Origin of the sequence: Halorubrum californiense DSM 19288, assembly GCF_000336875.1 — an archaeon.
GTDB classification, from domain to species: domain Archaea; phylum Halobacteriota; class Halobacteria; order Halobacteriales; family Haloferacaceae; genus Halorubrum; species Halorubrum californiense.
The window spans coordinates 41,488-64,986 of record NZ_AOJK01000036.1 but is presented as its reverse complement, the minus strand read 5'-3'; the positions used below and the strand labels follow the sequence as shown (position 1 = coordinate 64,986).

26 protein-coding genes and 3 pseudogenes are annotated in these 23,499 nt (G+C 69.5%); 15 read left to right on the top strand and 14 right to left on the bottom strand.

Annotated features, from left to right (window positions below):
- Positions 1-127 precede the first annotated feature (127 nt).
- Positions 128-796 carry a hypothetical protein gene (locus tag C463_RS07040; RefSeq protein WP_008442368.1) on the top strand — a complete coding sequence of 223 codons (669 nt, stop codon included), beginning with the start codon at positions 128-130 and terminating at the stop codon, positions 794-796.
- Between the two features lie 14 nt (positions 797-810).
- Here C463_RS07040 and C463_RS07035 read toward each other — a convergent pair whose 3' ends face one another.
- From C463_RS07035 to C463_RS07020, 6 genes and pseudogenes are all read right to left on the bottom strand, one after another.
- A complete protein-coding gene (locus C463_RS07035; protein ID WP_008442366.1) occupies positions 811-1,344 on the bottom strand; it encodes a hypothetical protein in 534 nt (177 codons plus the stop codon).
- Positions 1,345-1,399: 55 nt separating this feature from the next.
- Positions 1,400-1,627, bottom strand: a pseudogene (locus C463_RS17610) (BolA/IbaG family iron-sulfur metabolism protein); the annotation flags it as partial.
- Positions 1,628-1,810: 183 nt separating this feature from the next.
- Positions 1,811-2,601, bottom strand: a pseudogene (locus tag C463_RS07030) (DUF1028 domain-containing protein); the annotation flags it as partial.
- Between the two features lie 80 nt (positions 2,602-2,681).
- Positions 2,682-3,443, bottom strand: coding sequence for a TrmB family transcriptional regulator sugar-binding domain-containing protein (locus C463_RS07025; protein WP_239638864.1), 762 nt, complete (start codon positions 3,441-3,443; stop codon positions 2,682-2,684).
- Between the two features lie 113 nt (positions 3,444-3,556).
- Positions 3,557-3,694: pseudogene (locus C463_RS19615) on the bottom strand (helix-turn-helix domain-containing protein); the annotation flags it as partial.
- Between the two features lie 78 nt (positions 3,695-3,772).
- Positions 3,773-5,128, bottom strand: a complete 1,356-nt coding sequence (locus C463_RS07020; protein ID WP_008442364.1) for a sulfatase family protein — start codon at positions 5,126-5,128, stop codon at positions 3,773-3,775.
- A 132-nt stretch (positions 5,129-5,260) separates the two neighbouring features.
- On the opposite strand from C463_RS07020, the gene C463_RS07015 reads away from it, so the two are divergent.
- On the top strand, positions 5,261-6,577 hold the full coding sequence (locus tag C463_RS07015) for an ABC transporter substrate-binding protein (RefSeq protein ID WP_008442362.1): 1,317 nt from the start codon (positions 5,261-5,263) through the stop codon (positions 6,575-6,577).
- Positions 6,578-6,579: 2 nt separating this feature from the next.
- On the top strand, positions 6,580-6,885 hold the full coding sequence (locus C463_RS07010) for a hypothetical protein (protein WP_008442359.1): 306 nt from the start codon (positions 6,580-6,582) through the stop codon (positions 6,883-6,885).
- A gap of 116 nt (positions 6,886-7,001) precedes the next feature.
- Here the strand turns inward: C463_RS07010 and mvaD are convergent, their stop codons facing one another.
- On the bottom strand, positions 7,002-8,000 hold the full coding sequence (gene mvaD, locus C463_RS07005) for a phosphomevalonate decarboxylase MvaD (RefSeq protein ID WP_008442357.1): 999 nt from the start codon (positions 7,998-8,000) through the stop codon (positions 7,002-7,004).
- Positions 8,001-8,053: 53 nt separating this feature from the next.
- A complete protein-coding gene (locus C463_RS17605) occupies positions 8,054-8,272 on the bottom strand; it encodes an antitoxin VapB family protein (protein ID WP_080510788.1) in 219 nt (72 codons plus the stop codon).
- A gap of 130 nt (positions 8,273-8,402) precedes the next feature.
- On the opposite strand from C463_RS17605, the gene C463_RS07000 reads away from it, so the two are divergent.
- Positions 8,403-8,744 carry a 2Fe-2S iron-sulfur cluster-binding protein gene (locus C463_RS07000; protein WP_008442353.1) on the top strand — a complete coding sequence of 114 codons (342 nt, stop codon included), beginning with the start codon at positions 8,403-8,405 and terminating at the stop codon, positions 8,742-8,744.
- Positions 8,745-8,762: 18 nt separating this feature from the next.
- Here C463_RS07000 and C463_RS06995 read toward each other — a convergent pair whose 3' ends face one another.
- Complete coding sequence (locus C463_RS06995) at positions 8,763-10,232, bottom strand: short-chain fatty acid transporter (RefSeq protein WP_080510787.1); 1,470 nt, start codon at positions 10,230-10,232, stop codon at positions 8,763-8,765.
- A gap of 107 nt (positions 10,233-10,339) precedes the next feature.
- A complete protein-coding gene (locus C463_RS06990) occupies positions 10,340-10,657 on the bottom strand; it encodes an ASCH domain-containing protein (RefSeq protein WP_008442350.1) in 318 nt (105 codons plus the stop codon).
- A gap of 186 nt (positions 10,658-10,843) precedes the next feature.
- Here C463_RS06990 and pyrB point away from each other — a divergent pair, with 186 nt between their 5' ends.
- The 3 genes from pyrB to C463_RS06975 all read left to right on the top strand — a co-directional run bounded on the left by pyrB (position 10,844) and on the right by C463_RS06975 (position 13,428).
- Positions 10,844-11,791, top strand: coding sequence for an aspartate carbamoyltransferase (pyrB, locus tag C463_RS06985; protein WP_008442349.1), 948 nt, complete (start codon positions 10,844-10,846; stop codon positions 11,789-11,791).
- Positions 11,788-12,246 (top strand): aspartate carbamoyltransferase regulatory subunit, encoded by a 459-nt coding sequence (gene pyrI / locus C463_RS06980; RefSeq protein WP_008442348.1) that lies wholly within the window; start codon positions 11,788-11,790, stop codon positions 12,244-12,246. Before pyrB ends, pyrI begins: the two co-directional genes overlap by 4 nt.
- A 321-nt stretch (positions 12,247-12,567) precedes the next feature.
- Positions 12,568-13,428, top strand: coding sequence for a hypothetical protein (locus tag C463_RS06975; RefSeq protein WP_008442347.1), 861 nt, complete (start codon positions 12,568-12,570; stop codon positions 13,426-13,428).
- A 195-nt stretch (positions 13,429-13,623) separates the two neighbouring features.
- Here C463_RS06975 and C463_RS06970 read toward each other — a convergent pair whose 3' ends face one another.
- Entirely contained in the window at positions 13,624-15,276 is a 1,653-nt protein-coding gene (locus C463_RS06970; RefSeq protein WP_008442346.1) for an NADH-quinone oxidoreductase subunit D, read from the bottom strand.
- A gap of 84 nt (positions 15,277-15,360) precedes the next feature.
- Here C463_RS06970 and C463_RS06965 point away from each other — a divergent pair, with 84 nt between their 5' ends.
- Positions 15,361-16,029, top strand: coding sequence for a helix-turn-helix domain-containing protein (locus tag C463_RS06965; protein ID WP_008442345.1), 669 nt, complete (start codon positions 15,361-15,363; stop codon positions 16,027-16,029).
- 55 nt (positions 16,030-16,084) lie between these two features.
- On the opposite strand, the gene C463_RS06960 is transcribed toward C463_RS06965, so the two are convergent.
- Positions 16,085-16,828, bottom strand: coding sequence for a ThuA domain-containing protein (locus tag C463_RS06960; protein WP_008442344.1), 744 nt, complete (start codon positions 16,826-16,828; stop codon positions 16,085-16,087).
- 95 nt (positions 16,829-16,923) lie between these two features.
- Between C463_RS06960 and C463_RS06955 the strand changes: the two genes are divergently transcribed.
- A complete protein-coding gene (locus C463_RS06955) occupies positions 16,924-17,139 on the top strand; it encodes a hypothetical protein (protein ID WP_049905654.1) in 216 nt (71 codons plus the stop codon).
- 29 nt (positions 17,140-17,168) lie between these two features.
- Here C463_RS06955 and C463_RS06950 read toward each other — a convergent pair whose 3' ends face one another.
- Positions 17,169-17,555: a TlpA family protein disulfide reductase gene (locus C463_RS06950; RefSeq protein ID WP_008442343.1), complete on the bottom strand. Its 387-nt coding sequence runs from the start codon at positions 17,553-17,555 to the stop codon at positions 17,169-17,171.
- A 129-nt stretch (positions 17,556-17,684) separates the two neighbouring features.
- A complete protein-coding gene (locus C463_RS06945; protein WP_008442342.1) occupies positions 17,685-18,158 on the bottom strand; it encodes a hypothetical protein in 474 nt (157 codons plus the stop codon).
- Between the two features lie 217 nt (positions 18,159-18,375).
- On the opposite strand from C463_RS06945, the gene C463_RS06940 reads away from it, so the two are divergent.
- The 6 genes from C463_RS06940 (at position 18,376) to C463_RS06915 (ending at position 23,486) form a co-directional block, all read left to right on the top strand.
- Positions 18,376-19,305 (top strand): PLP-dependent cysteine synthase family protein, encoded by a 930-nt coding sequence (locus C463_RS06940; protein WP_008442341.1) that lies wholly within the window; start codon positions 18,376-18,378, stop codon positions 19,303-19,305.
- A gap of 49 nt (positions 19,306-19,354) precedes the next feature.
- Positions 19,355-19,750 carry a hypothetical protein gene (locus tag C463_RS06935; RefSeq protein WP_008442340.1) on the top strand — a complete coding sequence of 132 codons (396 nt, stop codon included), beginning with the start codon at positions 19,355-19,357 and terminating at the stop codon, positions 19,748-19,750.
- Positions 19,750-20,346, top strand: a complete 597-nt coding sequence (locus C463_RS06930; protein ID WP_008442339.1) for an MOSC domain-containing protein — start codon at positions 19,750-19,752, stop codon at positions 20,344-20,346. Before C463_RS06935 ends, C463_RS06930 begins: the two co-directional genes overlap by 1 nt.
- Before the next feature lie 101 nt (positions 20,347-20,447).
- The gene (locus tag C463_RS06925) at positions 20,448-21,575 is read left to right on the top strand and encodes a DUF3179 domain-containing protein (protein ID WP_008442337.1); all 1,128 of its coding nucleotides are present in this window, start codon (positions 20,448-20,450) and stop codon (positions 21,573-21,575) included.
- A complete protein-coding gene (locus tag C463_RS06920; protein ID WP_008442334.1) occupies positions 21,565-22,188 on the top strand; it encodes a hypothetical protein in 624 nt (207 codons plus the stop codon). The genes C463_RS06925 and C463_RS06920 overlap by 11 nt, the downstream gene beginning before the upstream one ends.
- Positions 22,189-22,268: 80 nt before the next feature.
- Positions 22,269-23,486, top strand: coding sequence for an MFS transporter (locus C463_RS06915; RefSeq protein WP_008442331.1), 1,218 nt, complete (start codon positions 22,269-22,271; stop codon positions 23,484-23,486).
- Positions 23,487-23,499 lie beyond the last annotated feature (13 nt).

Genomic DNA, 23,499 nt, shown 5'->3' with positions numbered 1-23,499 from the left:
CTTGTACCGAATTAATTGATAACACACGACGATGACGGGGCGGGGAAGTAAATGGGGAAAAACGGCCGAAAATCGGCGCAAACGCTTGGGCCTTATATGTCGGTCCGTCGGCAACGGTCGGGCGCACATGAGCTCGAACGACGCAGCGATCGGAACGGCGCTCGACCGCGACACGGTCCGGTCGACGAGCAAGCTCCTGATCGGCGCGCTGGCGGTCGTCGGCGTCCTCGCCGTCGTCACGATGCTACCGGGCGTCGAGCGGCTCGTCCCCTTCGCCCCGGTGACGTTCGCCGCCGTCGCGACGGCCGTCGTCGCGCTCGCGGTGGCCGGTATCCTTCTGTACGCCGCGCCGAAGTTCGCGCTGCTGACGCGGCTGGCGCTCGCTGGAGCCGACGCCGAGGGCGACGCCCGGTCGGACCGGATCGTCGAGAACGCGGGCGGCGTGGTCCACTGGCTCGTCGTCTTCGGCGCCGTCCTCGTCGCGTACCGCGGGCTCGGCGGGGTCGCGGTGCCCGTGTTGAGCGGCGCCGCGTGGGCGTACGACGCCGCCTTCCTGTTCGTCGCGCTCGTCCCCGTCGTGTTCCTCGTCGCCCGCCTGACCGTCACGGTCGACCCGCTCGCCGAGCTGGTCGCCGACCGCGTCGCGGGCGACGACCCCGCAGGCGGCGACAGCGCCGCGAATCAGGGCAGCGTCGGCGCCGACGACACCGCGGACGAGTCCGGCGGGTCGACCTCGGCAGGGACGGCCGAGACGGACGAGATGTCAGAAACAACCGAGACGGACGACAGCAGCTGATCGGACGCCCTTCGTCAGTCCTCTTTGAAGAGAAACGGGATCGTCATGAGCGCCCCGTTGAGGCCGAACACGCCAAGCAGGGCCAGCCCGAGCGGCGGGTCCCCGCCCGGGTAGGCGGCCAACAGGGCGAGCGACCCGACGCCGAGGACCGCCAGCCCGACCGTCAGCGCGGCGTCCGACCACCGGTTCCACGCGTCGTCGAGCGCGGGGTCGAGCCGCGCGAGCGCCCAGTCGGAGTCCGAGTCACGGGCGGCGCGGTCGGCGCGGTCGGTCCACGGCGTCTCGTCGGCGGACTCGTCGAGCCACGCGTCGCCCTCGGCGGTCGGGTCGTCGCCGTTCGCGGGGACCGACTCCCCGCGCCCGAGCAACCGACGGACTCCCGAGCGGCCCGCGGCGGCCAGCAGCGTCGCCGTCCCGAGCGCGGCGAGTCCACCGAGGACGGCCGGCGAGGTGATCCGCGCTTGGAGGGCGAGGAAGAGCGCGACGAACGCCAACAGCGACACCGCGGCGAGGATCCCGCGGACGGCGCGAACGAGTTCTGATCGCATCGGCGTGGAGGATCGGGTGGAGGGTGTCCTTTGAGACGGAGACGTAGCCGAGCGGTCAGGCCCCGTCGACCGGGAACAGCCCGGCCTCGCGGAGGTCGGCGGCGAGGCTCCCGTCACCGTGTTCCGCGTACGCCTCGGGGGTGTAGGTCTTGATCTCGAGGGCGTGGACGGACCGCGTCATGTGGTCGCCGACCGCGTCGTACACGCGCTGGTGCTGGTCGACGAGGGACTCGCCCTCGAACGCGGGCGAGACGACGACCGCGGCGAAGTGGGCGTCCTCGTCCTCGTCGTTGTGGATCCGGGGCGCGGTCACGCTGGCGACCGCGTCCGGGAGGTTCTCCTCGATGAGGTCCGCGACCGTATCGGGTTCGATGGACATGGTCCCGGTCGGTCGCGGACGGGCAAAAGTCGACCGGCCGATCGGTCGCGGACGGGCAAAAGTCGACCGGCCCGGACCGAGCTCGGTCCGAACGGCCGAGTTCGCGACGCGGGCCGCCCCGTCGAACTCGGCTGACGGCTCACCCTCGTAGAACCCGAGGTCGGCGAGCGCCGACTGAACCGCGGTCGCCGTCTCGCCGGTCAGTTCCCGCGTCTCGTCGGGCGCCTCCCGTTCGAGGAGCGTCACGTCGTAGATCTTGAACACGCGCTCCAGCTCCTCGATCGGGCGCTCGTGGTCGTCGACGCGCACGTCGACCCACCGGTCGTTCTCGCCGTCGTAGCCGCCCTCGGGCTTGGCGGCGTACAGCGCCGCGGCCTGCTCGCCGCGCTTGTCGCCGCCCGCCTCGTTGCCCGCGTGAAGCGCGGCGATCAGGCGCTCGGGGAGCCCGCCGTCGGTCTCCTCGAACGTCTCGGCCATCGCGTCGAGCGTCTCGGCGTTCTCCAGGATGTTCTCCTGAACGGTGTAGTTGTCTCCCTGCCGGTCGCCGGCGTGGTCGTGGCACTCCTCGCCGGTGAACGCCGCGGGCGGCTCGTCGGGGTCGACGCCGACGACGCCCACCTGTCGCGAGGCGGCCTCGTCGTCCGCGGCCGTGAGCCGGTCGATCGCCTCGGCGGGCGCGTGGCCTCGCGAAGCAGGTCGAGTCCGTCCGGGCCGTACGCGACGTTCGCGAAGCTCTGCGTGGCGACCGCGCCCGCGTCCGCGCTGACGAACGGGACCACGGAGCCGACGCTGACGAACTTCGACTGGACCGCGACGCCGACCGCGTCGGTCTCGGGGTCTCGGCCGGCGATCGAGAACGTCGAGGGTCGAGGTGGCATGCTGAAACGATCGTTGACCGCCGCGATCATAAATCCGCTCGTCCGACGACGCCGACGGGCCGTCGATCGCCCCGTCGCCGTTACTCCGCCGCCTCGGCGCCGAGTTCGGCGCCGACGCCCGTCACTCGGATCCGGTTCGCCTCCACGTCCTCGTAGGTCGCGCCCCACCCGCCGACGGTCCACCGGGTCTCCCCGTCGTCGACGGTCATAGAGGCGGTGCCCGTCAGCGCCATCACGGTCGGGGCGCGGTCCCCGTCGCCGTCGCCCTCGGAGAGGTGTTCCGCGTCGACGACCTCGCCGGAGATGGTCACGGACCGATCGCTGTCGGTCTCGCGTCCCTCGATCTCGACGTGGAGGGGGTCGTCCCCGCGGATCCGCTCGCGGTTCTCGAGCAGGAACTGCCGGATGTCGGCGTACCGCTTCGGGCCCGCGGCGTCGGCCTCGTAGACGACGCGCGAGGGGAGCCACATGAAGAGCAGGGAGTGCCAGAAGAAGACGTAGGTGAACGACCGGTTGCGGAGGATGAGCCCGTAGTCCTCGACCGCCGCGGGGTTCGGCGCGAACGCCGTGCGGCGGAGGTCGGAGGTGAGTACGAACGGCGCGGGCCGGGAGAGTCGGTGCGCGACGCTCACGGCGCCCTCGTACTCCGCGTCGTCGAGCGGCTCGTCGCCGTCGCGGGCGAGCATCGTGACGTTGACCGTGACGCCGCGGTCGCGGGCGTCGGCCAAGTCGCCCCGAAGCGCGTCGAACTGGTCGCGGGTGAGCGTCGCGTGGATCTGGGTGTCGGCGTCGCGGACGAACGTCCGGGCCGCCTCGAGGACGGTGTCGAACCGCTTGACGATGCTGACCGTCTGGGNNNNGAGATGTGTATAAGAGACAGCGCTTGGAACGTCTCCTGTTCGTACAGCTCCACGTACCCGAAGTCGTCGAGGTCGCGGAGCACGTCGTAGATCCGCGCGTCCGGCACGTCGCTGGCCTGCGCAACCTCGGTCGCGGAGGCGGTCCCCAGTTCCAGCAGCGTGACGTACGCGTTCGCCTGATAGTAAGAGAGGTCCGCGGCCTGGAGCGTCTCCAGGAGTTCCTCGGTGTCCATGACGATCGATTAACTACTTCGGTGTTTAAAAATCACCGAGTCCGCCTCGCGCCGCACCGACCCGTCGCGTCGGACGCCTCACTCCACGTCCGGGTACGGGACGGGACCGTCGAGCAGGGGGTCGTCGGTCGACTCCATCCACGCCTCCAGTTCGTCGCGCAGTCGGTCGAGGGCGTCGGCGTGGGCCGGGTCGGGGTCGCTCGCCTCGGCCGCCGGCTCGAACGGCTTCTTGTCCGAGGCGAGGTTCTCCGACTCGTGGGGGTCGGCTTCGAGGTCGTACAGCTCCTCCGCCGGGCGCTGCGGGACGTGGAACTCCTCGTGGACCTCGCGGCCCGAGGCCGTCGGCGCGACGTCCATCGGGACGAACACCTTCGGCAGCACGGAGAAGTTGCGAACGTACTTGTACCGCTCCGTCCGAATCGCGCGGATCGGGTTGTAGCGGTCGTGCCACGTCATCTCGGCGAAGATCCGGTCGCGGCCCTCGTGCGGCTCGCCCCGGAGCAGCGGCGCGAACGACTCCCCCGAGAGGTCCGTCGGCGGGTCGATCCCGAGCAGGTCCAGCATCGTCGGCGTGAAGTCGGCGTTGGTGACGAGCGACTCGTGGACCTCGCCGCCCTCGACGGCCCCCGGCTGGCGGACCACGAGCGCGGTCTCGATTCCCGGGTCGTAACAGGTCCCTTTCGCGCGCGGGATCGCGAGTCCGTGGTCGGTGGTGAACACGAACACCGTCTCCTCGGCCAGCCCGGCGTCCGCGAGCGACTCGCGGTAGCGACCCACCGCCGGGTCAAGCACCTCCGAGATCACCGACCGGAGGTCGGCGACGTCCTCGCGGACCCCGGGCGCGTCCGGGAGGTACGCGAAGTCGTCGAGCGGGACCTCGTCCGGGTCGTAGGCGTCGTACGTCTCGTCCGGAAGGTACTCCCGACGGAACGGGCGGTGCGGCTCCTCGATGCCGATCGAGACGAAGAATGGGTCGTCGGCGTCGGCGCGCTCGGCGAAGAAGTCGTCGACGACGTCGACGAGTTCCAGCGCGCGCTTCGTCCCGCTGTCGACGTGGTCGTAGCCGAGCCGCTCGGGCTCGTCGGGGACCTCGTGTTGGAAGCCGAGCAGGGCCGTCTCGTCCCCCGCCGCTTTGAGGCGTTTCGGGAGGGTCTCCCGGTCGTCGCCGAGCGCCCAGCCCATGTGCGCGAGTCCCATGACGCCGTTCTCGTGCGGGTAGGTGCCCGTCACCATGCTGGACCGGCTCGGCGAACACTGCGGGGCCGTACAGAAGCTGTTCGCCAGCCGCGCGCCGTCGGCCGCGAGCCCGTCGATGTTCGGCGTGTCGACGTCGGCGCCGTAACAGCCGAGGTGCTGGCCGAGGTCGTGACAGTGAACGAGGACGAGATTCGGGCGGTCCGACGCGTCGGAAGGTGAGTCGGCGCTGTCCGTCATATCCACCATTACCCCCCGATACACCCATAAATAACCGTGATCGCGTTCCGTGACCGTTCGGTTGTGGTTAGTAACTATAGCGGTAATTAATAAGCAAATTTGAAGTAAGTGGGCAAACTGGGTTGGGACGACATGTCCGATGATCGATCCTGTACTACGCGGCGGAGCGTACTGAAGACGACCGGCACCGCGTCGGTACTCGGGAGCGTTGCGCTCGCGGGCTGTTCCGGTAACGGCGGCGACGGCGGGGACGGCAGCGACGGCGGAGAAGGCAGCGACGGCGGGGACGGTTCCGACGGCGGGAGCAACAGCCTCGAGATCACGGGCGTCTGGTCGGGCGGCGAGCAGGAGTCGTTCAGCAAGGTGATGGACTACGTGGAGGAGTCGACGGGCATGGGCTTGGAGTACTTCCCGCGCGACACCGACAGCCTGCTCACGGGCACGCTGATGGACTACGAGTCCGGCGTCGCCTCCGCGGACATCGTCGTGATGCCCTCGCCGGCGCGCATCATCTCGGACGCCCAGAACGGCCACCTCGCGCCGGTCGGCGACGCGTGGGACGCCGACAACTTCGCGGTCGACCCCTCGCGGGTCACCGTCGACGGCGAGGTGTACGCCGCGCCGTTCAAGATGGACCTCAAGCCCGGCTTCTGGTACCGGAAGTCGTTCTTCAACGAACACGACCTCTCCGAGCCCGAGAGCTGGGACGAGTTCATGACCCTGCTCGACGACATCTCGGGGATCGACGGCGTCGACGCCCCCGTCGCCTCCGGGAACGGTACGGGCTGGCCGCTCAGCGACCTCACCGAGGGCTTCTTCATGCGGCAGGAAGACGGCGCGTCGCTCCAGCAGGGGCTCATCGACGGCGACGCCTCCTTCACCGACGACCGGGTCGCGACGGCGTTCGACGAGATCAAGATGCTCCACGAGGAGGGGTACTTCAGCCAGACCCGCGACTTCGGCGTTCAGTACGAGTACTTCTGGGACAACAGCCTCCCGCTGTACTTCATGGGCTCGTTCACGCCGGCGCAGGACGCGGTCGAGGACCCGTCGGACCTCGGCGTGTTCCGGCTGCCCGGTACCGACGGCATCTCCTCGTCGGTCAACTGGTTCACCGTGCCGAAATACTCCGACAACGTCGACGCCGCGCGCGACGCCCTGAGCTCGTTCGTCTCCGCCGAGGGGCAGCAGGTGTGGGTCGAGGACGGCGGGTTCATCGCCTCCAACACCGAGGTGCCGGACGACGCCTACGAGATCGAAGTGATGGCGAATCTGCCGGACCTCGCCGCCGAAGTGACGGTCGTGCCGGACCTCGACGACGCGCTCGGGAACCCGTTCCAGCAGGAGTTCTGGTCGGTGCTCAAGGGCCTGTGGGCCACGCCCGACACCCCGACCGAGGATATCGTCGGGCCGCTCGACGACGCGCATCAGGAGACGCTGAGTAACTGACGATGGAGTCGACGTCGACCGCGGACGACCGAAGCGACCGGCGCGGGTCGCTGGCGCGGATGTTCGACCCCGAAGAGCTCCGCCGACGCAACCTCGTCTCGCTCGGGATGGACGTGCTCATCCTCGTGACGACGGGCTTCCTCGCGATCCTGTTCACCATGGGGCTCTGGCCGTCGGTCATCGGGCTGGTCCCGATGGCGACGCTGCTGTACTTCGGGTGGGCCTCTTCGAAGGCGTTCTTCGTCGCGCAGGTGCTCGCGATCGGCGTGTCGCTTCTCGGGACCACGACCGGCGTGCTGCCGTACTGAGACGGCCGAATCGCGTATTCTTTTGTCTCGTCAGAGATCCGGTTCGGAGTCATCTCGGGGCCGTCGCCGAAGTCGCCACGGAAGCCGCCGGCGACGCGGCCGCACCGCTCGTCTCGTTAAAAAAGCGCCTCGCTCTCGTCGAGGACCCGCGCCGGGCCGCCGACCTCCCAGACGTCCGTGTCGATACCCACCTCCGCGATGCGACTCTCGACCTCGTCGACGTGATCGGCGAGCGTGTTCACGTACACCGAGGCCCCGGTGTCCGTCGAGAAGTAGACGGGGACGCCATCCTCGCGGAGTTCGCGCACCGCGTTGAACACCGCGATCGTCTCGGGCTGCCAGTACACCCAGCCCGCGGGGCCGGTCATCGTCGTGGCCGTCAGGGAGAGGGAGTCGTGCTCCGCGGTCTCGAAGATCCGGTCGAAGTCGCCGTCGCGGAGCGCGTCGGTCATCTCGACCAGTTGGTCTTGGACGTGCGCGGTCCGCGCCTGCATCATGTGGCTCGCGGCGGCCTCGCGGTGCGCCTCCTCCGTCTCCTTGTACGCGGGAACGTGGGCGGCGACGATCCGGAGGTCCTCCTCGGGGTCGAACCCGTCCTCGCTCACGCCCACGTCGAGACGGTACGAGCGGCAGTCCTCGTCGTTGAGCCCGGCGTCGAGCCGCGAGTACGCGCCGGTCACGGCGCGGGCCGCGGAGGAGGAGCCCCGTCGAGCGACGGTGGAGACATCCGGCAGCGACATGTCGAGCCCCGCGGCCTCGACGAGGGCGAGCGCGGCGGCCGCGAACCCGGACGATGAGGAGCCGAAGCCGATGTTCGACGGGAAGGAGTTCTCGCTCTCCAGCCGAACCGCGGCGTCGACGCCGGCCAGATCGCGGACGTGGTCGACGACCATGTCGATGCGTTCGGCCGCGCGCCCGTCGACTTCCTCGCCGCCGATGACGTACGCGTCCTCGCTCGCGTCGGGCTGCCACTCGACGGTGGTCGTCGTCGCGGTCGGGGCGGTACAGAGGCTGATGCTGTCGTGGTACGGGAGTCGCAGTTCCTCGTCGCGCATCCCGTGGTACTTGACGAGCCCCTGAATTGGGTGGGCTCGCGCGGTGGCCTTGCCGGTCATACCTCGGGAAGCGTCCGGCGGGGGATTAGTCGTTGCGATGGTCGCCTCGTGGATTAGCCGCTTGGCCGATCACGCTTGTCAACGGAACGGTTTCGTCCCTCTCGAACGAGTGATTCGAGTTCGTCGGCCTCGCTTTCCGAAAGGAACCCGGCGACCTCCGTCCACGACCGTTTGCCGGCGATCCGCATCGCTACGTCGGAGAAAGACTCCCCCTCTCGCTTGTGTGATTCGAGTCGCTCGTAGGCCTCCTCGTCGAGCGTGATCGTTTTGATCGGTCTCTGTACAAGTTATTCTCTTATCAATTTCAATGCTGTTCCAGGTCCGCTCCGTCTCCTTTCGTCCCCGCGACGGCGACGCGATAGAGGGGAACCCTTTTTGACGGGTCGGCGGGGATTCCGCGCCATGACCGAGTACACCGTCGAGTTCGTCGGCACCGGCGAGACGATCGAGGTGGCCGACACGGAGACGATCCTCAGTTCCTGTTTCGATGAGGGGATCGCTCAGGAGTACTCCTGCCGGGTCGGGATGTGTCTCGCCTGTTCCGCCGAAATCGTCGAGGGCGAGGTGACCCAGCCTGCGGCCCGCGGCCTCACCGACGAGGAGGCCGAGGAGTTCGCGCTTACCTGTATGGCCCGCCCGCAGTCCGACCTGAAGCTCGACCGCGGGAAGTACCCGCCGAGCATCGAGGACGACGCCGCGGTCTCCGCGGCGGACGGCGACGGCGCGGCCGCGGACGACGACTGAAAAGCGACTCTTACTCGCTCAGTACGGCACCGCGTACAGCGCAATCGCGAGGAACGGGATCAGCGCGATCAGCATCGCGATGGCGTAGCCGAACATCTCGCGGGCCTTCACGTTCGTGATCGCGAGCAGCGGCAGCGCCCAGAACGGGTTGAGCAGGTTCGTGTGCGCGTCGCCGACCGCGTACGCGACGGTGGCCTGTCCGTAGGGAACGCCGAGCTCCTGCGCGGCCTGTAGCACCGACGGGCCGACGACGAGCCACTCGCCGCCGCCGGAGGGGACGAACAGGTTCGCGACGGAGCCGACGACCCACGCGACGACGGGGTACGTCGCCGCCGTCGACACTTCGAGCAGCCCCTCGGCGAGCAATAGCGCCAGCCCGGAGTCGGCCATGATCCCCTGAATCCCGGCGAAGAAGGGGAACAGCAGGACGATGCCGGCCGCCGCGCCGGCCGCGTCGTTGAACCGGTCGCGGTAGTACGCCGGGCGCTGGTAGATGAGCAGCCCGGCGAAGAGGAAGCCGAAGTTGACGGCGTTCAGCGTGAACGCGCCGAGCCCCTGCCCGGCGAACTGGAGCGCGAGGATGGCGAGGCCGGACAGCGCGACCAGCCCGCCGATGATCCGGCTGTTGTTCAGCCGCTCGGCGGGGACGTCGTCGACCGCCGCCGGCGGTTCGTCGACCGGGTCCGCGGCCTCGGCGGCGTCGGTGCCGCCATCGGTGACCGCGTCGTCAGTTGCGCGGCCCCCGTCAGCACTCGCATCGAACAGTTCCGCCTCGTCGACGTACTCCGTGATCCCCTTCGCGCGGCTGCCCGACGGCGCGAGAACGTACAGCACGGCGCTCGCGAAGAGGATCGAGAGGACGGTGAGCGTGAGCGTGTACGGGTGGAAGATGGTCTCTGCGGCCGGGACGGTCGAGGTCAGGAACTCGAACCCGGTCCCCTCGCCGATGTTGTTCGCGTCGGTCAACTGGAGCGGCGCCGAGCCGGAGATACCCCAGTGCCACGTCAGGCCGAGCCCCATGTAGCCGGCGACCGCCAGCAGGGGGTAGTGGATATTGATGTCCTTCCGGTGGGCGACCTTTCCCATCTCGCGGGCGAAGATGGCGCCCATGATGAGGCTGAACCCCCAGTGAACCCACGCTAGCGACATCGAAATGAAGCCGACGAACGCGGCGGCCTGCGCGCCGGAGTTCGGAATCTCGGCGAGTCGCTGGAGGATCGCGTTGACCCGCGGATGGTACGCGATGACGAACCCGGTCATCAGGATGAGTACCATCTGCATCGAGAAGCCGAGGAACGCCCAGAAGCCGCCGTACCAGAACTCCAACAGTTCTACCGGCCCGGAGTTCGTGGTCACCAGCCCGGCCACGTATACGATATACGTCAACAGGATGGCGAAGACGAACGGACTCGGCATCCACCGTTCGACGGCCTCAGACATTCGGAATCCGATACGCTCGATGACACCTGCCTCGTCACTTGCCGCCATACACGCCGTATCCAGTATCACACATTATAAATAATGGGAAACAGGCACATCGCATGACACGTTCGGCACCCGGACTCGCGAGAGTACCGACCGCGCGAGGCGGCGCCCTACTCGACGCGCTCGAAGCGGTGTCTGACCACGTCGGCGTCGTCGTCCCAGTCGAAGTTCCCGCCGTGCGCGCGGACCATCCGCTCCTTGTACGCCTCAAGCGAGGGGGAGCCCTCGCGTTTCGCGTCTGCGTCGGTCATGTCGCCGAGCGTACGCTCGGTGACCTCAACCAGTTCGAAGGCGACACCGTCGATCTCGAAGCTGTCGCCCTCCTCGCCGTACCGGTTTCCGCGGTGGAGTTGCGTCACGTCGCCGTCGAGGGCCGCCTGCTTCACGCGGTCGTTCGGCAGCAGATCGGCCGGGTCGTTCTCGGACATGTCCGCTCGTTGGGTCCGAATCGGTTTATAAGCGCGGCCACGAAGCGGCGGCCGGTGAGAGTGCGAACCGTCCCCGTGTTCTACGAATCTCGAAGTCGTCGGTCTCGGGGATCGACACGGACGTGAACACCCGTTTCGACGGCCGAGCCGGGGGATTCAAGATACTGCCGAGTCCCATCTCAGACGATGCGACAGGACCACCTCATCACCGCGACCCAGCTCTCGCGGGATGACATCGAGGCCGTTCTCGACCGAGCCCGGGCGGTCGCCGACGACCCCGCCGCCTACGCGGACCGGCACGCCGGGCGCGTGCTCGCGCTCTGCTTCTTCGAGCCGAGCACGCGCACCCGGATGAGCTTCGACAGCGCGGCCAAGCGCCTCGGAATGAACACCATCGACATGGGCGATGTCGACTCCTCGTCGGTGTCGAAGGGGGAGTCGCTCTCGGACACCGTCCGCGTCATCGAGGGATACGCGGACGCCCTCGTCCTCCGTCATCCCAGCGAGGGCGCCGCGACGCTGGCGGGCGAGCGCGTCGACGTCCCCGTGGTCAACGCGGGCGACGGCGCGGGCCAGCACCCCTCCCAGACCCTCCTCGACCTCCACACGATCCGCGAGGACCACGGGCTCGACGACCTCACGATCGGGATCATGGGCGACCTGAAGTACGGGCGGACGGTCCACTCGCTGGCGGCCGCGCTGACCGAGTTCGACGCCAACCAACACTTCATCAGCCCCGAGTCGCTGCGGCTCCCGCGGTCGGTCCGGTTCGACCTCCACGAGACGGGCGCGCAGATCCGCGAACACGAGGAGCTCGACCCGATCATCGACGAACTCGACGTGCTGTACGTCACCCGGATCCAGAAGGAGCGGTTCCCGGACGAGAACGAGTACCACCGCGTCGCGGGCGAGTACCGGATCGACGCCGAGACGCTCGACGCCGCCGCCGACGACCTCACCGTGATGCACCCGCTCCCGCGCGTCGACGAGATAGCGCCCGACGTGGACGACACCGACCACGCGCGCTACTTCGAACAGGCGCACAACGGGATCCCAGTGCGGATGGCGCTGCTCGACACCCTCTTGGAGAACGCGAACCCCGACGGCGACGAGGGGACGGAGGTGGACCGATGAGCGAGCACGAACTGCGCGTCTCGAAGATCCGCGACGGCACCGTCATCGACCACGTCGAGGCGGGACAGGCGCTGAACGTCCTCGCGATCTTAGGTATCGACGGCGCCGAGGGGTTCGGCGTCTCCGTCGGGATGAACGTCCCCTCCGACCGTCTCGGCCGCAAGGACATCGTGAAGGTCGAAGACCGGGAGCTGTCGCAGTCGGAGGTCGACGTGCTCTCGCTCATCGCGCCCGAGGCGACGATCAACATCGTCCGCGACTTCGAGGTCGTCGAGAAGAACCGCGTCACCCGCCCCGAGGGCGTGACGGGGGTTCTCTCCTGTCCGAACCGCAACTGCATCACGAACGCCGACGAGCCGATCGAGACCCGCTTCGACGTCGTCGCCGACGGCGTGCGCTGCGACTACTGCGCGACGATCCTCCGGTCCGACATCGCCGAGCACATCGACGTCTGACGGCGGGACCGCCCGGCCGCGATCGACGGGGACGCCCGGCCGCGATCGACGAGGGCTCCGGTAGATTTTAGCGCCCGCCGCCCGATATATCAGACATGAGCAAGAAACTGAAGCTCGTCCTGGTCCTGTCGCTGGTCGCACTCGCGTACTTCCTGTTCGCCGGCGACAAGCAGCCGGTCGAAGTCGAGTAGCGACGCGACGCCTCGCTCGCGCCCTCCGCGAACCGCGTCGCGCGCCGAACCGAACCCCGTCGTCGAGCGCGTCCGCGTTCGACCGCCGCGATACCGTCCGTTTTTACCGACCAGTCCCGTAGCCGACTCCATGTACGGGGTCGTCACGCGCAACGCCGACGAGGTCGCGATGGAGCCGTTCGACCTCGGCTTCTACGAGGTCAAAGACGTCACCGGCCGGGCGGCCGAGCCCCTGCCGAACGCCGTGAACATGGTGTCGTGTTTCGGTGACAACGCGGCCGCGAGCGAGGACGACGACCTCGTCCCGGTCGACGAGCGCGGCGAGCCCGCGACCCGCGACCGCGACTACTTCGACTGGGCGTACATCTGCCCGACGCACCCCGAGTACCGCGAGGGACTCTTGGAGATCATCGCGGACTGCGCCGCCGAGAACGAGGACGTGCGCCTCGACGACGTGGGGTTCCCCCGGGAGGGGTTCTGTCACTGCGACCGCTGCGAGCGCCTGTTCGCCGAGAGCGACCGCGACGAGTTCGCCGACTGGCGCGCGGACGTGATCACCGAGTTCGTCGCGGAGGCGGCCGAGCTGATCCCGGGACGGCTCCTGCTCACGCTGTACCCAGACCCCTACCCCGACCACCTCTACGAGCGGGCCGGCCTCGACCTCGACCGGCTCGCCGACCACGTCGACGAGTTCGTCGTCCCGCTGTACGACACCGAGTACGCGACGACCTACTGGCTGGAGTCGATCGCCCGCGGGTTCCGCTCGCGACTCGGCGGCGACTACGACCTCCACGGCGCGCCGCCGGAGACGCCGTTCTCGCTGGAGCTGTACGCCGTCGACGTCGACGTCGACGACCTGATCCACGCGACCGAGGTCGCCGAGACGTACGCGAAGGACGTGTTCTTCGGCTACGACGCCAACAACGCGGCCGCCGCGGTCCGTCGGAAGGACGCCGACTCGCGCGACGGCGAGGTCCACCGACCGGACTGACGGGGCGCGTCGACCGTCCCCTCGCGGCCCCGTGAGCGAGGGTTTATATAGGGCCGCGGCCGACGCCTACTCGACCGGCCGCCGGCGTGCGACACAACCGGTCGTCTCGCGTTCGCGCGAGGCGGCCGCCTTTCAACGTCCGCGCCGTAGCGGCGGTCGCCCTACACTTGTGAGCCGCCGGCTCGTCGCGCCGCATTACCGATCGACTTCTCCCATAATCGTGTCGAGACTGCCGAGCGCGGCGATCAGGTCCGGTATCGACTCCCCCTCGGCCATCTCCGGCAGCGTCTGGAGGTTCGAGAACGACGGCCCGCGGATCTTGAACCGGGCGGGCTTGTCCGTCCCGTCGGAGCGAATGTAGATGCCGAGTTCGCCCTTGGCGCCCTCGACGGCGCGGTAGATCTCAGCGTCGTCGTCCGGCCGGATCGTCCGCGGCACGTTCGCCTGAACGGTCCGCTCGTCCTCGGGCCAGTCTTCGAGCAGGTCGACGCACTGCTCGATGATCTTTGCCGACTCCTCGACCTCGCGCATCCGGACGAGCAGCCGACTGTAGTTGTCGCACCCGTCCTCGGTGATCACGTCCCAGTCGAGTTCGTCGTAGTAGCCGTACGGGTCGTCGCGGCGGATGTCGTACTCGACTCCCGAACCGCGGACGACTGGGCCGGTCGCGCCGTAGCTCTTCGCGACCTCCGGCGGGAGGGTCCCCGTGTCCACCGTGCGGAGCTGGAGGATCTCGTTCCGCGTCAGGAGGTCGTGGTACTCCTCGATGCGGCGCGGGAGGCCGTCGAGGTACTCCCGGATGCTCCTGAGGAACGCTTCCCGGGGCTCGGGCAGGTCCCACGCGACGCCGCCGAGCCGGAAGTAGTTGAACATCAGCCGCTGGCCGGTCAGGTCCTCGACGATGTCCTGAACGCGCTCGCGCTCCTGGATGGCGTACATGAACGTCGCCGTGAAGTCGCCGATCACGTCGAGCGCGTACGCGCCCATCGCCAGCATGTGCGAGAGAATCCGGCTGAGCTCCGCGCTCATGGTGCGGATCACCTGCGCGTACTCGGGGACCTCGATGTCCGCGAGGTCCTCGGCGACGCGGGCGTACGCCCACTCGTTGAGCAGCCCCGCGCCGCCCCAGTCCCAGCGGTCGGGGTACGGCATGATCTGGTGGCGGTACGTCCCGGACTGCGCCATCTGCTCCTCGCAGCGGTGGATGTAGCCGATGTCGGGCTCCACGCCGACGACCGTCTCGCCGTCGAGCGTGACTTGGAGGTGTAAGACGCCGTGGGTCGCCGGGTGGTGCGGCCCGATGTTGAGCAGCATGGTGTCGGTGCCGGTCGCGGTCGACGACCCCGGTTCGATCGGCTCGTTCTCGGAGAGCGCGGCGATCTGCGGCTGATCTTTGTCGTAGTCCGCGGAGAGCGGGTGGCCCTGCCACGTCTCCGGCAACAGGATCCGGCGGGGGTCCGGGTGACCGTCGTACTCGATCCCGACGAGGTCGTACGCCTCCCGCTCGTGCCAGTCCGCTGTGCGGAACACGGACGCGGCGGACTCGGAGACCGGGTCCTCCTTGTCGGCGGGGACCACGACACTGAGTTCCCGGGTCGGGTCGTCGTAGGAACGCAGGTGGTAGACCGACTCGTAGCGGTTTTCGTACTCCTGGGCGGTGACGCAGGCGAGGTGGTCGTACCCCGCCTCGTCTCGCAGCGTGGAGAGCGCCTCCTGCACCGCGTCGGGTCGAATCCTGGCCGCGGGGGCGTTCACGTGGGTCTCGCGCGCCGTGACCAACTCGCGGATCGACGAAAACGCGTCCGCCGTCTCCCCGTCGTCGCGCTCGCGCAGCAGCTCTGTCGACATACCGGAAGCAACGCGGGCGCACGACCCGAGGCTTCTGCCGGCTCAGTACGGATATTTATAAAACCGCCGTCGTCATTGTCCGGCGTGAAGTACCTGCGCCTCGAACTCCGGTACCCGCCGGAACTCATACATCCGATGCACCGACTGGTCGACGAGTCGGACGCCATCGGTCGGGACGTGCTCCTTCACGGCAGCCTCTTCGACGAGACCGCGGACACCTTCCTGTTCTACGTGGAAGGGGACATCGACGTGTACGTCGACGCGCTGCGCGCCGTCGACCGCATCCGGGAGTTCGAGGTCACCCGGATCGACGAGACGGGCTACTACGTCTTTCTCACGCAACGACGCGACGGCGTCGACGACGCGATGTTCGGTTCGCTCCGGCGGACCGGGATCGTCGTCGTCCCGCCGATCGACTTCCGTCCGAACGGCGTCGCGAGGCTGACCGTCCTCGGGGACCACGGGCCGCTTCGGGAGGCGCTCGCCGCGCTCCCGGACCGGATCGAAAGCGAGGTCCTCCGGATCGGCGAGTACGACTGGCGCCAGCACCTCTTCGACCCGGGGCTGACCGACCGGCAGTTCGACGCGGTCGCGGCCGCCGTCGAGTGCGGCTACTACGAGTCCCCGCGCGCGGCGTCCGTCTCGGAGGTCGCCGATCGGATCGGCGCCTCGCCGAGCACCGCGTCCGAACACCTCAGGAAGGCCGAATCGGCGATGATGAACGCGTTCATGCGACTTCGCGACGTGGGGTGAGTGCGGACGGCTCGCGGCATTCTCACCGGACGGCGTACCCGACCGACGATTCCACTCAGTGAACGCTACGGTCGTCGCTCGTGTCGATATCCTCGATCGGATCCGCGTTGCCGAACTCGGGCGTCGGTCCGTCGCCCGGCGCCGCCCAGTCGACCGCGTTCCGCAGCACCTGCCGAACGTCCTCGTCGTAGTAGATCGGGTACGTCTCGTGGCCGGGTCGGAAGTAGAACACCTTCCCGCTCCCGCGGCGGTAACAACAGCCGGAGCGGAACGTCTCGCCGCCCTCGAACCACGACGTGAACACGAGCGTGTCCGGGGCGGGCACGTCGAACCGCTCGCCGTACATCTCGGTCTCGGCGAGTTCGATCGTCTCGCCGATCCCGTCGGCGATCGGGTGGCTCGGCTCGATCGTCCAGAGCCGCTCGCGCTCCGCGGCCTCGCGCCACTTCAGCGAACAGCTGGTCCCCATCAGCCGCTTGAAGATCTTCGAGTAGTGCGCGGAGTGGAGGACCATGAGGCCCATTCCGTCGAGAACGTGCTCGTGAACGCGGTCGACGACTTCGTCACGGACCTCGTCGTGAGCCGCGTGGCCCCACCAGACGAGCACGTCGGTGTCGTCGAGGACGGCCTCGGTGAGCCCGTGTTCGGGACCCTCGTCGAGGGTCGCGGTGCGGACCTCGTGGCCGCCCTCCTCCAGCGCGTCCGCGACGACGGCGTGGATTCCGTCGGGGTAGACGTCGGCGACGACGTCGCTCTCGCGCTCGTGCCGGTACTCGTTCCAGACCGTGACGTTTGCCATACTTCGGGTCGTCGCCGAACCGACTTGAGCGCTCGCCCCCGCGGCCGTCGCCGACCGATCCGAAGGCACTTGTCCGCGACGCGGGACGAGGGGGTATGGCAGGTCCCCGAGAGCTGTCTCGACGACTCGACGACTGGGTGCGCGGCCTCTCGCGCCTACGCTACGCCCTGCTCACGGGAGTGATCGTCACCGCGTCGGTGCTCGCGGTCGGGGTCATTTTCGACGATTCGACGACGGTTCAGGCGGTCACGATGGGCGTTACGATGGCCGTCCTCTACTACGCGTTCGACGTGAACGCCGAAGACGACTGAGACCGCGCGGCCGCGGTAGAAAGGGCGGCTCAGGCTGTCGCTTCGACGTCGGCGAGCCGCTCGGCCAGGTACTCCGCGATAGAGCTGTCTTCCTCCTCGACGAACCGCGCGAGTTCCTCGCCGTCGGGCGACTCGACGACGACGGTGGGGATCAGTTCGATGTCGTACGCCTCGACCAGCTCACCCTCCTTTCCGTCCGGGCCCTTCGTCACCGGGTACGCCTGGATGCGGCCGTCGGGGACGCCGGCGGCCGCGAGCGCGGCGCCGAACTCGGGCAGCTGTCGCTGACAGTCGCCGCACCAGTCGCCGCCCCACAGCTTGAACACGTACTCGTCGGCCGCGAGCGCTTCTACGACGGAGTCGTCGAACGCGTCCGCGTCGAGGTCACCGGCGGGCGCGAGGGTTTCGAGCGTCATACCGTTCGGTAGGCCGTCGAGACACGTAAACGGCGCGTCGGTGGCAAAGGGGGACCGAGTTGCGATCGCGGGAAGCCGGGAACTCTCTCGTCGAGTCCGGCAGTGCGTGATGACGGCCCGTTCGCGGACCTACGGTTTGATCGTCGTCTCGGCCGTCTTCCTGAACCCCTTGTAATAGATCCCCCCCCACAGCGGCGACGACTCGTCGTAGTCGGCGGTCCCCTCGGTCGGGTCGACGACGACGGGAAACTCGAAGGACGACCAGTGTTTCGGGCCGTACTGTCGGACCCAATCGGCGAGGTCCGTCTCGCTAACGACGACCGGGTAGACGACGAGGTTGCCGCCCAATCCCCGCGGGAATTTCGACTTCAGGGAGAGGCCGTGTTCGAAGGCGGCCTCGCTGAACGCTCGCGCCTGAGAGGCTGCGTCCGCGGTGCCGACCACGAACACCGTGTCGACCAATCCGAACTTCGAGAGCGACAGCGAACGGTCGTGGAACACCGGTACACGCTGGTCGTCCACCGTCGTCGTCGACCGCTCGAACCCGTCGAGTCTCCCCGCGAGCGTCTCGATATACTCCTCGACAGATTCATCGCTTTCCATGGGTCTGCCGTGTCAGCAAGCGATTAAAAATCCCATCTGAGAGCCCATCGCATACGAGCACTGGCGGCGTGATGAGATCGCCGAGTATCCATGACCGATTCCGCCGACCAGCTCGGAGCGCCGAATATCGGGACGGCCGGTCCCGAGCTCGCCCGTGGTCGACATCCCTTGCCGGAGTCCGCGAGGCCTTTTTGTCGCGACCGCCTCGTACGGGGTAATGGACGACGACATCCTGTCGACGCTCGGCTCGCCGCTGGTGCGGGTCGACGCGCCCGCGGGAACCACCGTGGCGGCGAAGGTCGAGTCCCGGAACCCGGGCGGCTCGGCGAAGGACCGCCCGGCGCGGTACATGATCGAGGCCGCCGAGGAGGCGGGCGAGATAGCGCCGGGCGACCGCATCGTCGAGCCCACCTCCGGCAACACCGGCATCGGGCTGGCGATGGTCGGCGCCGTGCGCGGCTACGACGTGACGCTCGTGATCCCCGAGGGGAAGTCGATCGAGCGCCGGCAGGTCATGACGGCGTACGGCGCGACCGTCGAACTCGTCGACGGCGACATCTCGGACGCGAAAGACCGCGCGGACGAACTCGAAGCGGACCCGAACACCGTCCAGCTGCGCCAGTTCGAAAACCCCGCGAACCCGCGCGCGCACTACGAGACGACCGGCCCGGAGATCCTCGATCAGGTCGGCGACCGGCCGGTCGACGCCCTCGTCGCGGGCGTCGGCACCGGGGGCACGCTCTCCGGCATCGGCCGCCGCCTGCGCGAGGCGTTCCCGGAGGTGCGGATCGACGCGGTCGAACCCGCCGACAACGCCGTCCTCTCCGGCGGGGAGCAGGGCGTCGACGGCTTCCAGGGGATGGGGCCGGGGTTCGTCGCGCCGAACCTCGACGTCGACCTGATCGACGAGGTCCACACCGTGGAACTCGACGCCGCCGAGGCCGAGTGCCGCCGGCTCGCCCGCGAAGAGGGAATCTTGGTCGGTCAGTCGTCGGGCGCGTCGAACCTCGCCGCGAAGGACGTGGCGGCCGAACTCCGCGAGAGCGGGGAGTTCGCGGGCGCGGACCCGCTCGTCGTCACCGTCTTCTGGGACAGCGGCGAGCGCTACCTGACCGCGGGCACCTTCGGCGGACTCGACGAGGAGTGAACGCCGCGGCCACCCGGGAGTTGATTAGCGTCCGGCGCGCAGTTCGCACGTGAACACGCGCGCAGAATCGGCGGCGTCGGAGGAGGAGTCGGGCGACCGATCCGGCGCCCCGGACCGCCGCTTCGACGGGCCGTGGCTCGCCGCGCTCGCGGCGACCGTCGCGGCGTGGACGCTGCTGTACGCGCTCGACTGGGCGTTTCTGACCCCCGAAACGCCGCTCGGCGCCGCGGTGTCGTTCGCGCACGGCTACCTGCTCGCGCCGCTGGCGACCGCGACCATCCTGCTCGACGCGCTCTCGCTCGCCGAGCGGCGCGTCGTCGACCTCGGGGTTTTCAAGTGGATCTACGCGCTCGTCGCGCTCCCCGCGCCGCCGGTCGCCGTCCTCTACTACGCGCACCGCGAGTGGCTGAAACCCGACGAGTCGAACCTCCTCGGGGGACCGTGATGCCGACCGACGGATCGCCCGCTGGGTCCGACAACGACGACGACTCCGCTGCCGAGCCCGACTCGACGACCGGCGCGGTCGAGGCGCTCGTCACGGCGCCCGAGGGCGGCGCGCCGCCCGTCCGCCGCGACGCCGTCGAGATCCTGCCGGACGGCGTCGAGGGCGACCGCTACCGAAGCGGCGACGGCCACTTCCAACTCGACGGCTGCGCGGTCACCCTCGTCGCCGCGGGGGCGCTCGCCGCGGTCCGCGAAGAGACCGGCATCGACGTGCGCGACGGCCGCCATCGCCGGAACGTCGTCGTCTCCGGGTTCGGCGCGGGGATGGACGCGCTCCTCGACGCGACCGTCGCGGTCGGCGGCGCGCTCCTGCGCCCGACTCGTCGGCGCCCGCCCTGCGCACGCGTCGAGGAACTCGCCGGCGAGGACGGACTCGCGTCGGCGCTGCGGAACCGCGGCGGCCTCTGCTGTGACGTGGTCGAACCCGGGCGCGTCGCCGTCGGCGACGCGGTGCGGATCCGCGAGGCCGACCCCCGGACCGCGGGCGCGGCCATCGCCGACAGGCTGCGGGAGCGATCGACGAGCGGCCACGAGTAGCCTTCTCCCCCATACGAGGCCTTTTTCTCTCCGAACGCGGGTGTGCGTGAAATTCACACCCGCGCTTCGGGCTTTAGACGCTCGAAACCGGACACGACGACATGAAGCGAACCCGTCGCGCGGCGCTCGTCGGTATCGCGGGGGTCGGCGCCGCGTCGCTCGCCGGCTGCCTCGGTGGGCGAGCGACGGGCACGGCCGACCGGAGCGACCGGGAGTCGAGCGAGGAAGAATCGGGCGGCGACGGTCCCCCGCCGACCGTCGACGCCGACTACCTCCTCGCGTACGAGGCCGGCGCGCTCGCCTCGGAGTCGCTCGACGGCGGCGTCGGTAAGGACGGGATCCCCTCCGTCGACGACCCCACCTTCGAACCGATCTCGGAGGCGGATCTGGCAGACGATGAGCCGGTGTTCGGCGTCGTCCGCGGCGGCGAGGCGAAGGCGTACCCCCGGCGGATCCTCTCGCACCACGAGATCGTGAACGACGAGGTCGGCGGCGAGCCGGTCGCGGTCACGTACTGTCCGCTCACCGGGACGGCCCAGGGGTTCCGCCGCGGCGACACGACCTTCGGGGTGTCGGGCCGGCTCGTCAACTCGAACCTGGTCATGTACGACCGCGCCACCGACAGCTGGTGGCCGCAGATGCTCGCCGCCGGTGTCGACGGTCCGATGACCGGAGAGACCTTAGACGAGTTCCGCGTCGTGTGGACGACCGCGAGCGAGTGGGCCGCGCGCCGCCCCGACTCGCTCGCGATGACCGAAGAGACCGGCTACGTCCGCCGCTACGACAGCGACCCGTACGGGAGCTACGCGCCGCTGAACGGCTACTACTCGCGGGACGGGACGATGTTTCCGCCGCTCGCGTCCGCGGAGGAGGGCCACCCGAAGTCGGTCGTCCTCGGCGCGCGGACCGACGCGGGCGCGGTCGCGTTCGACAAGGCGACGCTGCTCTCGGAGCGCGTCCTGACCGGGACCGTTGGCGACGGAGACGCGAGCGTCCTCGCCGTCGCCGACCCGGGCCTTTCGACCGGCTACGTCTACCGAAACCCGAACGGCGCCGTGGTCGAACCGGACGACGACGGGTACCGCGTCGACGGCGAAGGCGGGGTCGCCGCGGCGGACCTGCCGCTCGAACGGGTCCTCGCGTTCGACGCGATGTGGTTCGCGTGGTTCGGCTTCTACCCGGACACCGCGTTCGTCGGCGAGCACACGGGGGCGGGCTATGGCCGCTGAGGCCGCCGCGCCGTCGGGGTCGCCGCGCGCCCGGGTCGTCGGGCTGGTCCGCCGCACGCTGTTCGCCGTCCGCGCGTCGCTCGGCCGCCGCGACGGTCGGGCGACGGCCGCCGCCGTCGCCGCCGGCTACCTCGTCGCGTACCACCTCGGGCTCGGGCACCTCGGCCGGCGCGCGGGCGCCTCGGCGCCCCGGTTCGACCTCGTCGTCGCCGACGACCCGGTGGCGCTCGCGGCGCGGCGCGCCGCGCCGTTCCAGTACGAGCCAGTCGCCCTGCTGTCGGTCGGGCCCGTCGAGTACCTCTTCGCCCCCGTCAACGCCGCCCTCGGCCTCGCGCTCGCGGCGCTCGTGGGGGTCACGATAGCCGTCTCCGTCGTGACGTGGCGCGGCCCCTCGGCGTGCCGGATCGGGGCCGGCGCGGGCGCGGTCGCGGGCGTCCCCGGGATCCTCTCCGGGTTCGCCTGCTGCGGCCCGACGCTGCTCGCGGTGATCGGCGTCCAGGCGTCTGCGGGACTGCTCGCCGCGTTTCAGTGGTTCCTGCCCGCGTCCGTCGCCGGGCTCCTCGTCACGCTCCTGTGGGTCGGCAGCCGCGTCGATCCGGCGGCCGTGCGCTGATCTCACCCGTCGGGTGGCGTTCTGCTGGAACCGTAAGGGTTGACCGCGGACCGCTCCGATGACTTGCCAGTGACAGCCGGATGAACTGGCGCTACCGCCACACGGTGTTGACGCTGTGTATGCTCGCCTTCTTCGTGACGTACTTCGCCCGACTGGCGATCAGCCCGGTCGTCCCCCTGATCATCGACGACTTCGGGGTCTCGAACACGGCGGTCGGGGTCGCGCTCTCCGGCATGTGGTTCGCCTACGGGCTCTCGCAGTTCCCGAGCGGCATCCTCGCGGACCGCTACGGGGAGCGCCGCGTGATCCTCGTCGCGGTCGGCGGGACGACGGCGATGAGCCTCCTGCTCGCCGTCGTGCCGGTCTTCCCCGCGTTCGTCCTCGCGGCGGTACTGCTCGGGCTCGCGGCGGGACTACACTACGCCGTGGCGACGACGCTGCTCTCGCGGACGTTCGACGACCTCGGCACCGCGGTCGGAATCCACTCGCTCGGCGGCCCGCTCGCGGGTCTGATCGCGCCGGTCGCCGCGACGTGGGTCGGCGTACGCTACGGCTGGCGTCCCGGGGTCGCGCTGGCCGCGCTCGTCGGCGTGCCCATCTTCGTCCTCTTCGCGCGGCGGGTCCGGCCGACCGAGCCGCGGCGCCCGGACCAGCCGATGGCGGAGCGGCTCCGGATCGGCCCCCTGCTGGAACTCGTCGGGCGGCGCGAGGTCCTCGTCCCGCTCGTCGTGGCGACGCTCGGCACGTACGTCGCGCAGGGCGTCATCTCCTTCCTCCCGACGTTCCTCGTCGAGCTTCGAGGGTACTCGCCCGCGTTCGCCGGGGGCGTCTTCTCCGCATTCTTCGTCGTCCGCGCCGGCGCGCAGGTGGGTCTCGGGCGGCTCTCCGACCGACTGGGCCGAGACGCGAGCATCGCCGCGGCCCTCCTCGGCGGCGCGCTCGGGCTCGGCGGGTTAGTCGCGCTGCCCGACCTCGTCGAACTCCCGACCGCGGTCGGGCTCCCCGCGCTGCCGGCCCTCGCTGGCCTCGGAGTCGCCGTGTTCCTCGCCGGCCTCGGCTCCTCGTTCTTCTCGGCCATCGACCCCCGGTTCATGGACGCGCTCGGCGACGCCGAGCGGGGGGCCGGCTTCGGACTGATCCGGACCGTCTACACCGTGATCGGCTCCGCCGGCTCCGTCGGCGTCGGACTCGTCGCGGACCTGCTCGGCTGGGCGGCGTCGTTCGCGGTCATCGCCGGCATGTCGGGGCTCGCGTTCCTCGTCATCTCGGCGAACGCGCTCGTCGGCGAAGGGCGGTGACCCGCGGTACCGC

Coding starts and splice junctions, on each gene's coding strand:
- C463_RS07000 (WP_008442353.1), top strand. CDS start 8,403: ATGACCGAGTACACCGTCGAGTTCGTCGGCACCGGCGAGACGATCGAG.
- C463_RS06960 (WP_008442344.1), bottom strand. CDS start 16,828: ATGGCAAACGTCACGGTCTGGAACGAGTACCGGCACGAGCGCGAGAGC.
- C463_RS06940 (WP_008442341.1), top strand. CDS start 18,376: ATGGACGACGACATCCTGTCGACGCTCGGCTCGCCGCTGGTGCGGGTC.
- C463_RS06920 (WP_008442334.1), top strand. CDS start 21,565: ATGGCCGCTGAGGCCGCCGCGCCGTCGGGGTCGCCGCGCGCCCGGGTC.
- C463_RS06915 (WP_008442331.1), top strand. CDS start 22,269: ATGAACTGGCGCTACCGCCACACGGTGTTGACGCTGTGTATGCTCGCC.
- C463_RS07010 (WP_008442359.1), top strand. CDS start 6,580: ATGGAGTCGACGTCGACCGCGGACGACCGAAGCGACCGGCGCGGGTCG.
- C463_RS06930 (WP_008442339.1), top strand. CDS start 19,750: ATGCCGACCGACGGATCGCCCGCTGGGTCCGACAACGACGACGACTCC.
- C463_RS06925 (WP_008442337.1), top strand. CDS start 20,448: ATGAAGCGAACCCGTCGCGCGGCGCTCGTCGGTATCGCGGGGGTCGGC.
- C463_RS06975 (WP_008442347.1), top strand. CDS start 12,568: ATGTACGGGGTCGTCACGCGCAACGCCGACGAGGTCGCGATGGAGCCG.
- C463_RS06990 (WP_008442350.1), bottom strand. CDS start 10,657: ATGTCCGAGAACGACCCGGCCGATCTGCTGCCGAACGACCGCGTGAAG.
- C463_RS06970 (WP_008442346.1), bottom strand. CDS start 15,276: ATGTCGACAGAGCTGCTGCGCGAGCGCGACGACGGGGAGACGGCGGAC.
- C463_RS06995 (WP_080510787.1), bottom strand. CDS start 10,232: ATGGCGGCAAGTGACGAGGCAGGTGTCATCGAGCGTATCGGATTCCGA.
- pyrI (WP_008442348.1), top strand. CDS start 11,788: ATGAGCGAGCACGAACTGCGCGTCTCGAAGATCCGCGACGGCACCGTC.
- C463_RS07020 (WP_008442364.1), bottom strand. CDS start 5,128: ATGACGGACAGCGCCGACTCACCTTCCGACGCGTCGGACCGCCCGAAT.
- C463_RS07015 (WP_008442362.1), top strand. CDS start 5,261: ATGTCCGATGATCGATCCTGTACTACGCGGCGGAGCGTACTGAAGACG.
- C463_RS07040 (WP_008442368.1), top strand. CDS start 128: ATGAGCTCGAACGACGCAGCGATCGGAACGGCGCTCGACCGCGACACG.
- C463_RS06945 (WP_008442342.1), bottom strand. CDS start 18,158: ATGGAAAGCGATGAATCTGTCGAGGAGTATATCGAGACGCTCGCGGGG.
- C463_RS06955 (WP_049905654.1), top strand. CDS start 16,924: ATGGCAGGTCCCCGAGAGCTGTCTCGACGACTCGACGACTGGGTGCGC.
- mvaD (WP_008442357.1), bottom strand. CDS start 8,000: ATGACCGGCAAGGCCACCGCGCGAGCCCACCCAATTCAGGGGCTCGTC.
- C463_RS07035 (WP_008442366.1), bottom strand. CDS start 1,344: ATGCGATCAGAACTCGTTCGCGCCGTCCGCGGGATCCTCGCCGCGGTG.
- pyrB (WP_008442349.1), top strand. CDS start 10,844: ATGCGACAGGACCACCTCATCACCGCGACCCAGCTCTCGCGGGATGAC.
- C463_RS06950 (WP_008442343.1), bottom strand. CDS start 17,555: ATGACGCTCGAAACCCTCGCGCCCGCCGGTGACCTCGACGCGGACGCG.